This window comes from Pseudomonas sp. RIT357 (assembly GCF_000632245.1).
GTDB lineage: Bacteria > Pseudomonadota > Gammaproteobacteria > Pseudomonadales > Pseudomonadaceae > Aquipseudomonas > Aquipseudomonas sivasensis.
In genome coordinates, this window is record NZ_JFYX01000047.1 from 295,505 (window position 1) to 310,366 (window position 14,862).

General features: G+C 60.6%; 14 protein-coding genes. 6 read left to right on the plus strand and 8 right to left on the minus strand.

The window, feature by feature from the left end:
* Positions 1-18: 18 nt before the first annotated feature.
* From BW43_RS02900 to BW43_RS02890, 3 genes are all read right to left on the minus strand, one after another.
* Positions 19-1,200, minus strand: a complete 1,182-nt coding sequence (locus BW43_RS02900; protein WP_032891034.1) for a hypothetical protein — start codon at positions 1,198-1,200, stop codon at positions 19-21.
* Positions 1,201-1,375: 175 nt separating this feature from the next.
* Positions 1,376-1,885 carry an N-acetyltransferase gene (locus tag BW43_RS02895; protein WP_032891036.1) on the minus strand — a complete coding sequence of 170 codons (510 nt, stop codon included), beginning with the start codon at positions 1,883-1,885 and terminating at the stop codon, positions 1,376-1,378.
* Positions 1,886-2,009: 124 nt separating this feature from the next.
* Positions 2,010-2,867, minus strand: a complete 858-nt coding sequence (locus BW43_RS02890) for a LysR family transcriptional regulator (RefSeq protein WP_032891038.1) — start codon at positions 2,865-2,867, stop codon at positions 2,010-2,012.
* 88 nt (positions 2,868-2,955) lie between these two features.
* On the opposite strand from BW43_RS02890, the gene BW43_RS02885 reads away from it, so the two are divergent.
* Complete coding sequence (locus BW43_RS02885; RefSeq protein ID WP_032891040.1) at positions 2,956-3,468, plus strand: multidrug/biocide efflux PACE transporter; 513 nt, start codon at positions 2,956-2,958, stop codon at positions 3,466-3,468.
* Here BW43_RS02885 and BW43_RS02880 read toward each other — a convergent pair.
* Complete coding sequence (locus BW43_RS02880; protein ID WP_032891041.1) at positions 3,367-4,125, minus strand: SDR family NAD(P)-dependent oxidoreductase; 759 nt, start codon at positions 4,123-4,125, stop codon at positions 3,367-3,369. The two genes, BW43_RS02885 and BW43_RS02880, sit on opposite strands and share 102 nt — an antisense overlap.
* 108 nt (positions 4,126-4,233) lie before the next feature.
* On the opposite strand from BW43_RS02880, the gene BW43_RS02875 reads away from it, so the two are divergent.
* Positions 4,234-5,130, plus strand: a complete 897-nt coding sequence (locus BW43_RS02875; protein WP_032891043.1) for a LysR family transcriptional regulator — start codon at positions 4,234-4,236, stop codon at positions 5,128-5,130.
* Here the strand turns inward: BW43_RS02875 and BW43_RS02870 are convergent.
* Positions 5,127-6,044, minus strand: a complete 918-nt coding sequence (locus BW43_RS02870) for a LysR family transcriptional regulator (RefSeq protein ID WP_032891044.1) — start codon at positions 6,042-6,044, stop codon at positions 5,127-5,129. The two genes, BW43_RS02875 and BW43_RS02870, sit on opposite strands and share 4 nt — an antisense overlap.
* Positions 6,045-6,149: 105 nt before the next feature.
* Between BW43_RS02870 and BW43_RS02865 the strand changes: the two genes are divergently transcribed.
* The 3 genes from BW43_RS02865 to BW43_RS02855 are packed head-to-tail and all read left to right on the plus strand — an operon-like array spanning position 6,150 to position 8,814.
* Positions 6,150-6,905, plus strand: a complete 756-nt coding sequence (locus BW43_RS02865; protein WP_032891046.1) for a 5-oxoprolinase subunit PxpA — start codon at positions 6,150-6,152, stop codon at positions 6,903-6,905.
* Positions 6,906-6,964: 59 nt separating this feature from the next.
* Positions 6,965-7,843 (plus strand): allophanate hydrolase subunit 1, encoded by an 879-nt coding sequence (locus tag BW43_RS02860; protein WP_032891048.1) that lies wholly within the window; start codon positions 6,965-6,967, stop codon positions 7,841-7,843.
* Positions 7,840-8,814 (plus strand): biotin-dependent carboxyltransferase family protein, encoded by a 975-nt coding sequence (locus BW43_RS02855; protein ID WP_032891050.1) that lies wholly within the window; start codon positions 7,840-7,842, stop codon positions 8,812-8,814. Before BW43_RS02860 ends, BW43_RS02855 begins: the two co-directional genes overlap by 4 nt.
* Before the next feature lie 63 nt (positions 8,815-8,877).
* On the opposite strand, the gene BW43_RS02850 is transcribed toward BW43_RS02855, so the two are convergent.
* Together BW43_RS02850 and BW43_RS02845 are read right to left on the minus strand one after the other, a co-directional pair.
* Positions 8,878-10,494 (minus strand): inorganic phosphate transporter, encoded by a 1,617-nt coding sequence (locus BW43_RS02850; RefSeq protein ID WP_032891052.1) that lies wholly within the window; start codon positions 10,492-10,494, stop codon positions 8,878-8,880.
* Positions 10,495-10,758: 264 nt separating this feature from the next.
* Positions 10,759-11,778, minus strand: a complete 1,020-nt coding sequence (locus BW43_RS02845; RefSeq protein ID WP_032891053.1) for a transporter — start codon at positions 11,776-11,778, stop codon at positions 10,759-10,761.
* Positions 11,779-12,038: 260 nt separating this feature from the next.
* On the opposite strand from BW43_RS02845, the gene BW43_RS02840 reads away from it, so the two are divergent.
* A complete protein-coding gene (locus BW43_RS02840; protein WP_032891055.1) occupies positions 12,039-13,667 on the plus strand; it encodes a methyl-accepting chemotaxis protein in 1,629 nt (542 codons plus the stop codon).
* Here the strand turns inward: BW43_RS02840 and BW43_RS02835 are convergent, their stop codons facing one another.
* Positions 13,668-14,840: a GAF domain-containing sensor histidine kinase gene (locus tag BW43_RS02835; protein ID WP_032891057.1), complete on the minus strand. Its 1,173-nt coding sequence runs from the start codon at positions 14,838-14,840 to the stop codon at positions 13,668-13,670.
* Positions 14,841-14,862: the final 22 nt, after the last annotated feature.

Below are 14,862 nucleotides of genomic sequence, written 5' to 3' on the forward strand. Positions count from 1 at the left end.
GCAGCTCAGTCGTGGGTATCACTGGCTGAGCAGGCGGCCGATGAAGGAGTGGACACCTTCCAGCACACCGCTGGTTTGCAGTGTTTCACCCGCATTTACCCATTCAAGCTTGTTGATGTTGGAGATTTGGGGTCTTGATTGCGGGTCGCGCCATGCATCGGCCACACCCTGATCGCCAAAGGTGAGGTCCAACTGCCCAGTCGCGGTGTACCTGGTCAGTTCGACGAGGCTGCCGTTTGTATTGCGCCACAAGACGACGATTTTCCCATCGGGTTGAACCGTCACGCTGTCATAACTTCCATGACGAGCATCGTTCTCCTTGGGGATTCCGCCATTGAACTGCGGATCAGGTTGGCCGTTGGCAAGCAGGCTCGTCACGAAGTTCTGCTTGCGCGGCAACCGGTGCTCACCGCCGACGACAACTATCCGGCCATCGGGTCCTTTGGCCAGCGCTGAGGCCTGTTTTTCCCCGGTACCTGAAAGCTCCAATTGGACGTAACCTGCGTTACCAAAAGCCGTGTCCGCTTCTCCAGCATGTGTGAATCCTTTAATAAGGGCCTTGCCGTTTATAGAGCCCGCAATCAAAAACCCCCTCTCAGTGGTCAATACTGGGCCCATAAGGGCGCCGCGCTCTTCAAGCGGATCTAAAAAGCCGAAGTTGAGTTCCTGGCCGGAACTGCTGAGTTGATAGATAAAACTGCTTGTACCGTCATTAAATACACAAATGATCTTGTCATCGGACTGTAAAGCTAAACCGGCTTTGCTGTTTAAATTCAACTCAATCCGCTTATTCAGCACCACCTCGCCATTATTGCCGAACCTGAAGTCTGAATTGCCGTTTGCTTCGTTGAATCGACTGATAGAGACCGCCACATTGTTGATATGGGTGGCCAGTAACAGTTGCCTGCCATTAGGCTGAATGAGCATGTCGATGAAGGTTTGGCGTTGCTGCATCGCCGTCAGCCCTCGCCCGAATCGAGCGTCGTTCTCTCCCGTAGGCGTTTGTTTGGTGATGCCAATGAAGGGGCCATCCGGCTCGCTATACGGTCCTGCTGTGATGGTTGAACCGTCTTCGAGGACTCGGGAGATCCCTGCGGTGCGGGTGTTTATAACGGTACCGTCTTTGAGTGGAGGGGTGCCAAAGGAAAGATCCGGGCTCCCCGCAGTGTTAAGCGTATTGTTGCTCGGTGGAGTATTCATGGAGGGTCTCCGTGCTGGGCGTTGAGCGTTTCCACGCCTGCTCGTTGCACCGCTTGAGCGACTACCTTGGCATTCCAGTACAGAGCAATCGGCAACGCCTGTATAGCTGTGAACTTTGACAGTGGACAGCCAGGGAGGGTGGGCCAGAGTGGTCGATTTATCGGCGTTGGGATATTTAAAGCAGGCTGGGGTCGTCTCGTCCAAACACCCACTTTAACTTTCGCTCATACCCAACTCGCCCCTTATACGCCTCCCCGCTGTCTACCCATCCCGCGCCCAGATACAACCCCATCGCCGCCACATTGTCGGTGTCCACCGACAACTCCAGCGCCTTGATCTGTGGCCACGTCTCTATCGCTGCCGCCGGCAATGCCTGCAAACACGCCTTGCCGAACCCTCTGCCTTGTTGCCGCCGATCCACCTGGAACGCATGCAGCGTGGCGCTGTGTGCATCGGCCCAATGGGGCAGGCAAGGTGGGCGTTTGAGCAAGAGGAAGGCCACCGGAATGTCATCGGCCAGCAGGGCGAACCCTTTGACGCCTGGGCTTGGTTTGGCCAGCAGCGAATTGAGCGCGCAATACATATCGCCGCAAAACGGCAGTTGTTCGGGATGAACTTCGATGGCGCTGGCTTGCTGTCGTTGCACAGCAGTGAGCGCCTCGTAAGCGACAAGGCGGGTTTGCATCGGAACGTCCGAACGGCTGCAAGGAAGCGCGCAGTCTAGCGGGTTTGAGGGCGACACAGTGCTTAGTGATGAGCGCGCTGGCCCTGAGCGAGGCGCGCCAATTCACCACATACTCTGAGCCTGATCACTCATCCAGCATCTGCGCCAGCATCCAGCTGCCCGCCGGTCCCGGTGGATACTGCCGCGACCACAGCGCATCCACCGCTACCAGTCGCGGCCAACCGCGCACTGGGAGTTCCACCAGCCCAGTGTTGCCAAAGCGTTCCACCAGCCAACGCGGCAGCTCGGCCCAACCGAAACCGAGCTGGGCCATTTCCATCAGCATCAGAAAACTCGGCGCCGACCAAACGCGGCCGCTGGGGCGGGTTTCATTCGGGTTGATGATGCTCGCCAGCCGAAGTTCGCGGTGTTGCTGCAAGCGCTGCGCGTCGACGTTCGGCAGCGTGGCCAACGGATGCTCGGGCGCGACGAACAGCGCGATTTCCGTGCGTTCAGCCACGGGCGCGCGGCTGAGGTCGGGTGGGTAATGCGCCTGGGCTTCGACAAACGCGATCTGCGCACGACCGCTCTGCACCAGCGCGATCAAGTCTTCGCACTCGGCGATCAGCCATTCCAGTTCAAGGTCCGGGTAACGCTGCTCGAAGGCCTTGAGTGCGAGTTCGAAACGCTCAGATTGATAGGTATCGGACATGGCAATCGTGACTTTCGGCTCCAATCCCATGGCCAACTGACTCGCGGCCAGCGACAGGCGACTGCTGGCTTCCAGGACTTGCTCGGCGCGTTGCAGCAACACCAGGCCGGCGGGCGTGAGCGTCGGCTTGCGGCTGCTGCGATCAAACAGCACCACATCCAAGTCAATCTCCAGGCTGGCTACCGCCGCGCTGACGGTGGACTGGCTCTTGCCCAGTTTGCGCGCCGCCGCCGAAAACGAGCCTTGTGTGGCCGCCTGCACAAACGCCTGCAGCACTTCATTAGAGGCCATGACTATCGCCTTGATCGATGGTTATTGGTTATGAAGTATCGATTAAAAGGGTAATGATGGCAACCGTCGTCACTCTCGGAGACGGGTCATGAACCCTACCAAATCCATCACTGAACGCGTTTGCCAGGCTGTTGGTTTCGAAGCCCTGGCGTTGTTGATCTGCACCCCTTTGTTGGCGTGGATCATGGACAAACCCGCCCTGGAAATGGGCATGGTCACCCTGGCGATCAGCCTGATGGCGCTGACCTGGAACGTGATCTTCAACGGCCTGTTCGACCGACTCAAGGCACGCCTGCAACTGGCCAACAATGGCTGGACCCGTGTGTTGCACGCGCTCATGTTTGAAGGTGGCTTGATTTTGGTGTGCGTACCGCTGATTGCGGCGTGGCTGAACATCAGCCTGATGCAGGCATTTATCCTCGACATAGGTGTATTGCTGTTCTTCCTGCCGTACACCTATGTGTATCACTGGGGCTATGACGTACTGCGCGACAAGCTCCTACAGAAACATTCCGCCCGACGCCTCGATGCGCTGGCCGGTGATCCAGTGGCTGCCGTCGGCCAGCAGGCTGGCAATCGCTCCACCGATATCGTCCGGTAAGCCGGCGCGGCCCAGGGCGGTGTTGCTCGCGACCATGGCATTGAGGTTGGCGTTGTCGCGTACAGCGCCGCCGCCGAAGTCAGTTTCGATCGCGCCAGGGGCCAGGATGTTGACGCTGATCCCGCGCCCACCCAGCTCTTTGGCCTGGTAGCGGGTCAGCACCTCCATGGCGCCTTTCATCGCCGCGTAGGCGGCATAGCCCGGCAGGCTGAAACGCGCCAGGCCGCTGGAGACGTTGAGGATGCGGCCGCCGTCGCGGATCAACGGCAACAGCTTCTGCGTCAAGAAAAACGGGCCCTTGAATTGGATCGCCACCAGTTGGTCGAACTGGGCTTCGGTGGTCTCGGCAAAACTGGCGTGAATGCCGATCCCGGCGTTGTTGATCAGAAAGTCGATGTGATCCTGTGCGAAAACATCCTTGAGCACGCCGGCCACGTCGCCGACAAAACCTTCGAATGTTGCGCTTTGGCTCACATCCAATTGCAGCATGGCGGCGCGGCCACCCAATTGTTCGATCTCGGCCACCAATGCCTGCGCCTCGTCGGCCTTGCTGTGATAGGTGCCGATGATGTCTACGCCTTGCGCCGCCAGGTGCAACGCAGCGTTTTTACCCAAGCCACGGCTGGCGCCGGTGATCAATGCGATTTTGCGGGTCATGGTGCAGTCCTCTTCAGATGTGAACGTGGGACTGAGTGTATTTGTCCGCTGCTAACGTGATAAACAGGGCTACACCGGAATCACTGGCCGGATAAGGCGAACAATCCCATGAACAAACTTGAGTTGCTGCGCACCTTCGTGCGGGTCACCGAACTGTCGAGTTTTACCCAGGCGGGCGAGAGTCTGGGGCTGCCGCGTTCCACGGTGTCCGAGCATGTGCAGGCGCTGGAAGAACTGCTCGGCGCGCGTCTGTTGCAGCGCACCACACGTAAAGTGCAGGCGACCCAGGACGGGCGCGTGTTGTACGAGCGCAGCAAGGACCTGCTCGCGCATATGGAGGAACTCGAAGGGCTGTTTCGCCAGGACGAAGCGCAACTGAGCGGGCGCATCCGCGTCGACATGCCCAACGTGATGGCGCGGGAACTGATCCTGCCGCGCTTGTCGCAGTTCATGGACGCGCACCCGTTGATCGAGTTGGAGATCAGTTGCACCGACCGCCAGGTCGACCTGCTCGCCGAAGGCTTCGACTGCGTACTGCGCGTCGGCGCCCAGCCGGACCACAGCGTGGTCGCACGCGTGCTGTGCCGCATGCCGATGATCAACTGCGCGAGCGCGGGTTACGTGCAACGTTACGGCGTGCCCGCGACCTTGGCCGATCTGGCGCAGCATCAATTGGTGCATTACGTGCGGCCGTTGGGTTCACGCTCGGCCGGTTTCGAGTATCAGCAAGGCAACAAGGTGCAGCGCATCCCCATGGCCGGGCGGGTGACGGTCAATAGCACAGATGCGTATCGCGTGGCGTGCCTGGGCGGTTTTGGCATTACTCAGGTGCCGGCCTTGGGTATTCGTGACTTGCTCGCCAGTGGCGAGTTGGTTGCCCTGCTCCCGGACTACCCGGCGCCGCCGCTGGATGTGTCCTTGCTCTACGCGGGCCAGCGGCATTTGCCGTTGCGGGTGCGCGTGTTCATGGACTGGTTGGCGGCCACCCTGCAAGCCCATCTTTAACGGCGCGCCGACAGTTGCTGCGGCGCCAGGAACGCGTCGTGAAAGTAATCCCGGAACGCCTGCATCGCCGGGGTAAATGCCCGCTCGCGGTGCCAGGCCAGTCCGACGCTCATGGGCGTGACCGGGTCGGTGACGGTCAGGGTTTCGATGCGCTTGCCTTCCAGTGACCACGGGCGGTGCACCAAGTCCGACAGAATCGCCACGCCGCTGCCATTGGCGACCATGCTGCGTACTGCCTCCACCGAACTGGTGCGCAGCCGCACCTTAGGCGTTTGCCCGGCCTGTTCCCAATAGCGCATGGCGCTGTGTTCGGCTTCATCGACGGTCAGCAGGATGTAGGGCTCCTGCGCGACATCCGCCAGGCTCACGGCGCCGCGCTCGCACAATGGGTGATGGCTGGGCAGCCACAGGCGACGTTCCGAGTTGAACAGAATCTCGGAAACGATCGCCGGGTGAGTCAGGTTGGCGGTGAGCACCACGGCCATGTCGAACTGGCCGTCTAGCAGACCTTGTTCGATCGCCTGGCGTTCCTGCTCGAAGACCTCGATGGTCACGTCCGGATGCCAATGCTCCATGCGCTGCAAGTGATGGGGCAGGAAGTAACCAAGCACGGTGTAACTGGCCGCTACCCGCAGGACGCCGCTGGCGCGGTAGTCGGGCAATGGACTGTTCAGCGCATCGTCCACGCTGCGCACAATCACATAGGCGCGGTTGAGAAAGTGCCGCCCGGCATCGGTCAAGTTCATGCCTTGGGCCGAGCGCACAAACAGTTGCACGCCGAGCATCGCCTCCAACTCCTTGATCGCCGTGGTCACCGCCGACTGCGAGATGTTCAGGTGGATCGCCGCCTGGGAAATCTGGCCGATCTCAGCGGTGGCGACGAAGTAGCGGATTTGGCGCAAGGTCAGCGACATGAGCGATATCTGTTTTTCAGAAGATAGGGCATCTGATAATAGATCTTCCCAAGGGGTCAAGGCGCAGCCTACTTTTCCAACATCATTTCTGGCGGAGCGACCCCGATGCAGGCAGTGGATTTCAATTCGGACATGGGCGAAGGTTTCGGCCCCTGGACCATCGGTGATGGCGTCGACGCGGAGCTGATGGCCTACATCAGCTCGGCCAATATCGCCACCGGCTTCCACGCCGGCGACCCCGGCACCATGCGCCGCACCGTAGAACGCGCCAAGCAACTGGGCGTGGCCATCGGCGCCCATCCCGGCTTTCGTGATCTGGTCGGCTTTGGCCGTCGGCATATCAACGCACCGGCCCAGGAACTGGTGGACGATATCCTCTACCAACTCGGTGCCCTGCGGGAAATCGCCCGCGCCCAAGGCGTGACGCTGCAACATATCAAGCCTCACGGCGCGCTTTACATGCACCTGGCCCGTGACGAAGAAGCGGCCCGGCTGCTGGTGCAAAACCTGCAACTCATCGAACCGACGCTGTTGCTGTACTGCATGCCCAACTCGGTGATCTGGCGGGTGGCCAAGGAGTTGGGGCAACCGGTGGTCCGGGAATTTTATGCCGATCGTGAGTACGATCTGACGGGCTCCATCGTGTTTACTCGCACTGTTCGCGCGCTTGATCCTGCAACGGTGGCGGCACGTGTCCTGCGGGCTTGTCAGACGGGGTTGGTGCGCACCGTAGAAGGCGAAGACCTGTTTATCGAATTCGATTCCATCTGCCTGCACAGCGACACTCCCGGCGCCCTGGAACTGGTGGAAGCCACCCGCGAAGCCTTGGACCAGGCGGGTATCACGGTCAAAACACCCTAATAAGATCGACCCCTTACTTTTTTGCCTGCCTTTCCATAACCATTCCAAGAGGAAGCGACATGGCTGAAACGACCCCCATCCGCTACAGCTTCGGCGGTGATGAACACCTGTTTGCCGAGGTCAGCGACAGCATGTCGTTGGAGGCCTTTTTCAAGGGCATGGCGGTGACCCGAGCGGTGGAGCGCCTGGCGCTGGAAGGCGTGCTGGATGTGTGCCTGGCCAATGCCTCGTTCCAGATCCGCTTCGACCCCGACCGCATCGCGCCCCATGTGTTGCTCGACGCCGTGCAAAGCGCCGAAGCCCAGGCCGTGGCCGAACGCACCTTGCGCACGCGCATCATCGAAATCCCGGTGCTGTACAACGACCCCTGGACCCATGAAACCCTGATGCGTTTTCGCGATCGCCATCAAGACCCCAGCGGCACCGACCTGGAGTACGCCGCGCGCATCAATGGTCTGGCGGATGTGGACGCGTTTATCGCCGCTCACAGCGGCGCGCCGTGGTTTGTGTCGATGGTCGGGTTTGTCGCGGGTCTGCCGTTCATGTTCCAAATGGTCGAGCGTGAGCGGCAGTTGCAGGTGCCCAAATACCTGCGCCCGCGCACCGACACGCCCAAACTCACCCTCGGCCATGGTGGCTGCTTTGGGTGTATCTACTCGGTGCGCGGCGCTGGCGGTTACCAAATGTTCGGCGTGACCCCGGCACCGATCTACGACCCGGCGCAGCAGTTGGCCTACCTCAAGGAGCACATGGTGTTCTTTCGCCCCGGTGACATCGTGCAGTTCAAACCCATAGAACGTGATGCCTACGACCTGGCCGTCGCCGAGGTGGACGCAGGACGTTTCGACCTGCGCATCCGCCCGGTGGAATTTTCCCTCGACGCCTTTCTGGCCGACCCGATGGGCTATCCGAAAACCCTGCAGGAGGCGCTGGCATGATCAAAGTCCTCAAACCCGGCCTCGCCACCTCTGTGCAGGACCTTGGCCGCGAAGGTTATTACCACTTGGGCATTCCGCCGTCGGGGGCGCTGGACCAATACGCGCTGAGCGCGGCCAACCATCTGGTGGGCAATCCGGTCGGTGCGGCGGGCCTGGAATGCACCTTGATCGGGCCTGAATTGGAATTCCAACAGGATGCGTTGGTGGCACTCAGCGGCGCGCTCATGTCGCCGCGCCTTGACGGTGAAGTGGTGCATCAGGACACCGCGTTCCAGGTGCGTGCCGGGCAGGTGCTGCGTTTCGAATTTCCCAAGGCCGGCGCACGGACTTACCTGGCGGTGGCCGGCGGCATTGATGTGCCCGTGGTGCTCGGCAGTCGCTCCACTTACACCCTGGGCGCGCTTGGTGGGTTTAAAGGTCGGCGCTTGCAGGAGGGTGATGAATTGCCCATCGGTGAGCTCTGCGGGCAGGGCCGGGCGGGCAACAGTTTGCCGATGGCCTTGCGCCGGTCGGTAGGGGGCGATATCACCCTGCGTGTGGTGCCTGGCCTGTATTACGAGCGCCTGACCGATGCCGCCAAAAGCAGTTTTTTCGCCGAACCGTGGACCGTGGGTTCCGAAGCGGACCGTATCGGCTATCGCTTCAAGGGCGGTAGCGCGTTGAGCTTTGAACCACGGGAACAGCCGTTTGGGGCGGGCTCGGATCCGTCGAATATTGTCGACAGTTGCTACCCCATCGGTTCGATCCAGGTACCGGCGGGGCTGGAGCCGATTGTGTTGCATCGAGATGCGGTGTCGGGCGGAGGCTACGCGATGATCGGCACGGTGATCAGTGCCGATCTGGATTTGATCGGGCAGATGCAGCCCAACCAGCGCGCGGGTTTTGTGGCGGTGACGCTGGAGGAGGCCCTTGAGGCGCGGCGGGTGTACAAGAAGCGGCTCAAGGCCATGACGGGACTCTTCAACAACTGACACAACACACATCCAACTGTGGGAGGGAGCAAACCCCCTCCCACAGTTTCAATCTATGTTGTGTCAGAAAAGTTGGGTGAACAGCCAGTAGAGGCTGCCAGACAGAAGAATCGCCGCCGGCAACGTCAGCACCCACGCCATCAGCAAATTGCGGATCGTCCGCATCTGCAACCCAGCACCATTGGCCACCATGGTCCCCGCCACACCGGATGACAGCACATGGGTTGTCGACACCGGCAACCCATACATATCTGCGGCCCCGATGGTCAGCATCGCCACTGTTTCCGCCGCTCCACCTTGGGCGTAGGTCATGTGGGTCTTGCCGATTTTCTCGCCCACCGTGACCACGATGCGCTTCCAGCCGACCATGGTGCCCAGGCCAAGCGCAATGGCCACCGCGATCTTCACCCAAAGCGGAATGAAGCGCGTGGCGTTGTCGATCTGTTGCTTGAACAGCTGCAGTTTGTCTTGGGTGTCGGCGTCGAAATTGCCGACCTTGCCCTTGTCCATCAGGCGAATGGTTTCGCTGGTCAGGTACATGTCGTTACGCACGTTGCCGACCGCCTCGGCGGGGACTTTGGCCAGGGAACCGTAGCCTTTGACTTCTTCGCCGATATGCCCGGTGAGCGCGGCGAGGGCCGGCACCAGGTCCGGTGTGGCTTGCTTGGTGCGCACGTAGGTCGACAGGACGGGGCGAGGGTCGCCGGGCAATGCCTGCGCCGTGGTTTTCATCAGGGCGGCCTGGGTCACTTCGGCCACCGCCGCGAACTGCAAAGACTGCTCGGCGGGCATGGTGCGGTTCAACGCATAGGCCATGGGCAATGTGCCGACCAGAATCAGCATGATCAGGCCCATGCCTTTCTGCCCATCGTTGGAGCCGTGGGCGAACGACACGCCGGTGCAGGTGGCGATCAACATGCCACGAATCCACCACGGCGGCGGAGTGTTGCCTTTGGGCGCCTTGTACAGCGATCGGTTCTTCACAAAGGCGCGCATGGCCAGCAGCAACAAGGCTGCAAACGCAAAGCCGATCAAGGGGGACAGTAGCAACGCATAACCAATCTTGGTCGCCTGGGCCCAATCTACCCCGCTGGTACCGTCACGTCCGTGCATCAAGGCATTCGCCACGCCGACGCCGATGATCGAGCCGATCAGCGTATGGGAGGACGAGGCCGGTAAACCCAGCCACCAGGTGCCGAGGTTCCACAGGATCGCAGCGATCAGCAGGGCGAAGATCATCGCGAAACCGGCCGATGAGCCCACCTGCAAAATCAGCTCCACCGGCAGCAGGGCGATGATGCCAAACGCCACCGCGCCGCTGGAGAGCAGCACGCCGAGGAAGTTGAAAAAGCCCGACCACACCACCGCGAAATGCGGTGGCAGCGAGTTGGTGTAGATCACCGTCGCGACGGCGTTGGCGGTGTCGTGGAAACCGTTGACGAACTCGAAGCCCAGAGCGATCAACAACGCGACGCCCAGCAGCAGGAACGGCGTCCAGGTGGTGACCACCGTGCCCAGTTCGTGCATGTCATGCATCAGGCTGTAGGCGGTGAACAACAGTCCCATGGCGAGGACGGCGAAGAAAATGATCACGGTCACCAGGCCAGGTTTCTTGTCCAGGCGCGGTTTTGAATCGACGGAAGATGAGTGCGTGGAGGCAGTCAGGGAAGGGGTGGCCATGCCGGAGCATCCAGGTGATGAAGGATGTCGTTCATAGTCATTGCAGAATGTTACAACGGTGCTGCCGCAGGTCAGTGTTTGGTCAATCAGGCACGCCATTAGTCTGTCTTGCAGCGCACACAGCCGCGAAACTCATAGACACCACCGATCCCTGTGGGAGATGTCGAGCTTCAGCGAGGCTTCGATAGCGGCGGCAGGGCTGGCAGAGGTGTTGGCTGACACACTCTCATCGGGAGCAAGCCCCCTCCCACAGCGGATCTCATTTCAATTTGAAAATCTGCGAAACGCCCAACGCCCGGCAATCAAGGTAAAGGTCGCGACCAGCGCCACCAAAATCCAGAAGCCTTCCGGGTCTTGTGAAAGCGGCACGCCGCCGACGTTCATGCCAAAAAAACCGGCGATGATGTTGATCGGCAGTGCCAGCACCGTCACCACCGTAAGGGTGAACAGTGTGCGGCTGCTTTGTTCGTTGAGATTGGCGGCGATCTCTTCCTGCAACAGTTTGATGCGTTCGCCCAGAGCCGTCAGGTCGTTGATGATCAGCGCAAACTCTTCGGTGGATTTGCGCAACTCCTTCACGTCTTCCTTTTGCAGCCATTGCGGCGGTCGGTTGAGCAGGCGCAGCAACGAGCCCGGCTCCAACGCCAGCAAGCGTTGCAGGCGCACCAGCACCCGGCGCGCGGCACCCAGTTCGGCGCGGTTGGTGGACAGGCGCGAGGACAGTAATTGGTCTTCGATATGGTCGACGCTGATGCTGGTCTTGCGCACGATCTGCGTCAGTACTTCGCCCTGGTCGCGCAGCAAATGCACCAACAGTTCCAGTGGCGAGCGAAAGTGTTCTCCGGCCTTTACCGACGAGCGCAACTTGTCCACCGAGTGCAACGGTTGCAGCCGCGCGCTGATCAAAAGGCGGCTGCGAGCGCATACCCACAGCGTGGAAATATCCGACGAGACCATGCTGCTGAAGTTGAACACCACGTCGTTGACCACCGCCAGCAAGGCCGAGTCGACGTGTTCGATGCGGGTGGAGCGCGAGCCCTCGTGAAGGGCCTCGAAAAACTCTTCAGGCAGTTCCAGGTGCGCCTGCATCCAGCGCTCGCAGGCGGCGTGGGCGAGGTTCAAGTGCAGCCACAAGAACTCCTCCGGGTCCTGCGGTTGCTTCAATGCCGCCAGGGCGGTAGCCGAGTCAATCTGCTCCCCCTTAACACCTGGGCGAAAACGAAAACCGTAAAGCAAGCCAAACAGATCGGAGTCCTGATGGCTGTGATCGATGCTGTGATTCATGGAGGCTCGCAGAGAAAAGGCCTGTAGGACATTTCACAGGTCGCGTGGCGAATAATTACAGGGTTGTTTGACATTTTTATGACAGTCGTTGGTTTATTTCGCATTCGTGACATTTTATTGACCATTTGTCCGAATCCCTTCAAGAAGGCTCTATTCCGGCCGATTCAGCTCATTAACAACCGTTAGGGATGTGCGGTGTCTTTGTCGACAGGGAGGTCAAGGCGTGCACACGCCACTTACCTGTATCGAGGCTTTCCCCGATGAATGTTTTGCGAACCTCCTTGAGAGCACAAATCCTGTCGCTGCTCGGTGGCAGCTTGCTGGCGATATTGTTGATCGCCCTGGCCTGTTTCAACTTCCTCTCCAACGGGGTGCAGAGTTATCGCAGTTTGATTGACGGGCCGTTGCTCACTTCGCAATTGATCGACGAAGCCAACCTGCAGTTCAAGGTGCAGGTGCAGGAATGGAAAAACGTGCTGCTGCGCGGCAAGCAGCCTCAGGATATGGAGAAATATTGGGGCCAGTTCCAGGACCGGCAGCGCGATGTGCAAAGTATCCTCGCTCGCCTGGTCACCCAGACCAGCAGCGACGCGCCGTTGAGCCGACGCATCGAAACCCTGCGCCTGGAGCACCAGCAACTGGGCGTGGCCTATCAGAAGGGCCGTGATGCCTATATGGCGGCGGGTGGTGATGCAACCGTCGGAGATACGGCAGTCAAAGGCGTAGACCGCGCCGCCAGTGAGCAGATGAGCGCTCTGGTCAGCGACCTGCGTGCCCAAGGCAGCCAGCAATCTCAGGCCATCAGTGCCTACGCCGAGCGCACCGTGCTGGTGGGGCTGGCGATTATGTTGCTGTCTGGTGTGCTGATCGGCCTGTTCAGCCTGTGGCTGATCAACCGCAACCTGATCCTGCCGATTCGTGGCTTGATCGACTACGTCACGCAACTCAGCCACGGCCGCTTTGCCGAGCGCGTGGCCAGCCGTCGTCAGGATGAACTGGGCCACCTGGCCGCCGCCGCGAATACGCTGCGCGACTTCCTCGCTGAAACCTTCAGCCGCTTGCAGCGCAGCGCCACCGACTTGGTCAGCGCCAGCGGCGAGTTGAACTCGATTGCCGGCCTGATGGCTACCGGCACCCAAGAACAATTCAACCGTACCGACCAAGTGGCCACGGCCATGACCGAAATGTCGGCCACAGCCCAGGAAGTCGCACGCCACGCTGCCAGTGCCTCGCGCGCGGCCGACGAGGCAGATCACTCGGCCCGCGAAGGCGGTGAAGTGATGAAGGTCACCATCGCTACCATCGGCCAGATGCGCACGGAAATCCTCAACACCGGCACCATCATCCGACGCCTGGAAGCTGACAGCGTACGTATCGGCAAAGTGTTGGAAGTGATTCGCGGCATCGCCGAGCAAACCAACCTGCTGGCGCTCAACGCCGCTATCGAGGCGGCGCGGGCGGGCGAGGCGGGGCGTGGTTTTGCAGTCGTCGCCGATGAAGTCCGCAGCCTGGCGCAACGCACGGCCGCGTCGATCATCGAGATCAACCAGATTATTCAGGCGGTGCAGACCGGCGCGATCGATGCGGCCGAGGCGATCGTCAGCGGCCAGTCGTGCAGCGATGACAGCGTGGAAAAAGTCAGCCAGGCCGGCGCCATGCTCGACCACATCACTCAGGCGGTGGAAGCGATCCGCGACATGAACCGCCAGATCGCCACGGCGGCCGAGGAGCAGACGTCGGTCGCCGAGGACATCTCGCGCAATATCACCCAGATCACCACCGTGGCCACGGCCAACCTCGACAACGTGCAACGCACCGAAGCCGCGAGCCACAATCTGCGCGGTTTGTCCGGTGAGTTGAATGAGGTGACGGCGCGCCTGGGCGCCTGATCAGCCGGTTGGCAGGCTGAAGCTAAACATCGTGCCGTGCTCCGCGGTGGTGGACACTTTGAGTTCACCGCCATGAGCTTCGGCAATCTGCTTGACGATATACAACCCCAGGCCCAGGCCGGCCTGGGGCGTGTTCGTCGCTGGGCGTGAGTAAGGCTCAAAGAGCCGGGGCAAGGCTTGCGCGCTTATCTGGCCGGCGTTTTTCACTGACAGGTGGAAATGGTCGTCCTCAACCTGCGCGCGCACCTCCACCGGGCCGTCATGGCTGCCATGGTGAATGGCATTGGCCACCAGATTAGACAGCAACTGCGCCAAGCGGTCGCGGTCGCCACTGACCCCTTGCAGATCACCGATATCCGCACGAATCTCGCGCTGCGGGTGCACGCTCTGCACTTCCGATACCACATGCTGCAACGCCGCCTGTAACCCCTGGCAGTCGCCGATGTTCAGTGGAATGCCGCTGCCCATGCGGCCCCTGGCGAAATCCAGCACGTCTTCCACTAACTGCGCGGCGCGTCGGCCGCTGGTGAGAATGTGCCGCACGAGGGTATCGGTGGCGGGGTCCGGGTATTTACGCAGCAGTCGTTCGGCACCGAAGTTAATTGCAAACAACGGGTTGCGCAGGTCATGGCCGAGCACGGCGATAAATTGCTCGCGCAGTTCGGCGGTACTGCGTTCTTCCTGCAATTGCGCTTGTGTTTGCTGCGCGGCTTCTTCGGCTTCGATCTGCAATGACAACACCCGCGCAAACGATTCCATGGTCGATCGGATCGTGCTGCTGCGCAGCATGGCGGGATTGGGGTCCAAGGCGCAGATCGTGCCGAAGAAGCGCCCGTCGGTGCGGAATACCGGCACCGAAATGTAGCTTTCGAAGTGGTACAGGCGCGGTGTGTGGTGGTCGTGGTAGATCGGGTCTTCGCTGGCCTTGTCGATCACCACGGAGATATGGGAACCGCGAATCTCGTGGCAAATGGTGGTGGTCAGGTCCAACTCGCCTCCGACGCCGAGGCCGAATCCCAGGCGGTCGAGTACAGCGCAGGCGGTCCAGGTTTCGTCGGTCACCCGCGCAACGGCGGCAAAGCGCAGGCCAGTCATGTCGCTGATCACTTGGAGCATTGCGGGAACGGCACTGATTCGGCCAATGGTGGCAATGTCGACGGCTTTTTGCTCCATGACGTGTTCTCGGTGTGCTGTG

Coding starts and splice junctions, on each gene's coding strand:
- BW43_RS02900 (WP_032891034.1), bottom strand. CDS start 1,200: ATGAATACTCCACCGAGCAACAATACGCTTAACACTGCGGGGAGCCCG.
- BW43_RS02895 (WP_032891036.1), bottom strand. CDS start 1,885: ATGCAAACCCGCCTTGTCGCTTACGAGGCGCTCACTGCTGTGCAACGA.
- BW43_RS02890 (WP_032891038.1), bottom strand. CDS start 2,867: ATGGCCTCTAATGAAGTGCTGCAGGCGTTTGTGCAGGCGGCCACACAA.
- BW43_RS02885 (WP_032891040.1), top strand. CDS start 2,956: ATGAACCCTACCAAATCCATCACTGAACGCGTTTGCCAGGCTGTTGGT.
- BW43_RS02880 (WP_032891041.1), bottom strand. CDS start 4,125: ATGACCCGCAAAATCGCATTGATCACCGGCGCCAGCCGTGGCTTGGGT.
- BW43_RS02875 (WP_032891043.1), top strand. CDS start 4,234: ATGAACAAACTTGAGTTGCTGCGCACCTTCGTGCGGGTCACCGAACTG.
- BW43_RS02870 (WP_032891044.1), bottom strand. CDS start 6,044: ATGTCGCTGACCTTGCGCCAAATCCGCTACTTCGTCGCCACCGCTGAG.
- BW43_RS02865 (WP_032891046.1), top strand. CDS start 6,150: ATGCAGGCAGTGGATTTCAATTCGGACATGGGCGAAGGTTTCGGCCCC.
- BW43_RS02860 (WP_032891048.1), top strand. CDS start 6,965: ATGGCTGAAACGACCCCCATCCGCTACAGCTTCGGCGGTGATGAACAC.
- BW43_RS02855 (WP_032891050.1), top strand. CDS start 7,840: ATGATCAAAGTCCTCAAACCCGGCCTCGCCACCTCTGTGCAGGACCTT.
- BW43_RS02850 (WP_032891052.1), bottom strand. CDS start 10,494: ATGGCCACCCCTTCCCTGACTGCCTCCACGCACTCATCTTCCGTCGAT.
- BW43_RS02845 (WP_032891053.1), bottom strand. CDS start 11,778: ATGAATCACAGCATCGATCACAGCCATCAGGACTCCGATCTGTTTGGC.
- BW43_RS02840 (WP_032891055.1), top strand. CDS start 12,039: ATGAATGTTTTGCGAACCTCCTTGAGAGCACAAATCCTGTCGCTGCTC.
- BW43_RS02835 (WP_032891057.1), bottom strand. CDS start 14,840: ATGGAGCAAAAAGCCGTCGACATTGCCACCATTGGCCGAATCAGTGCC.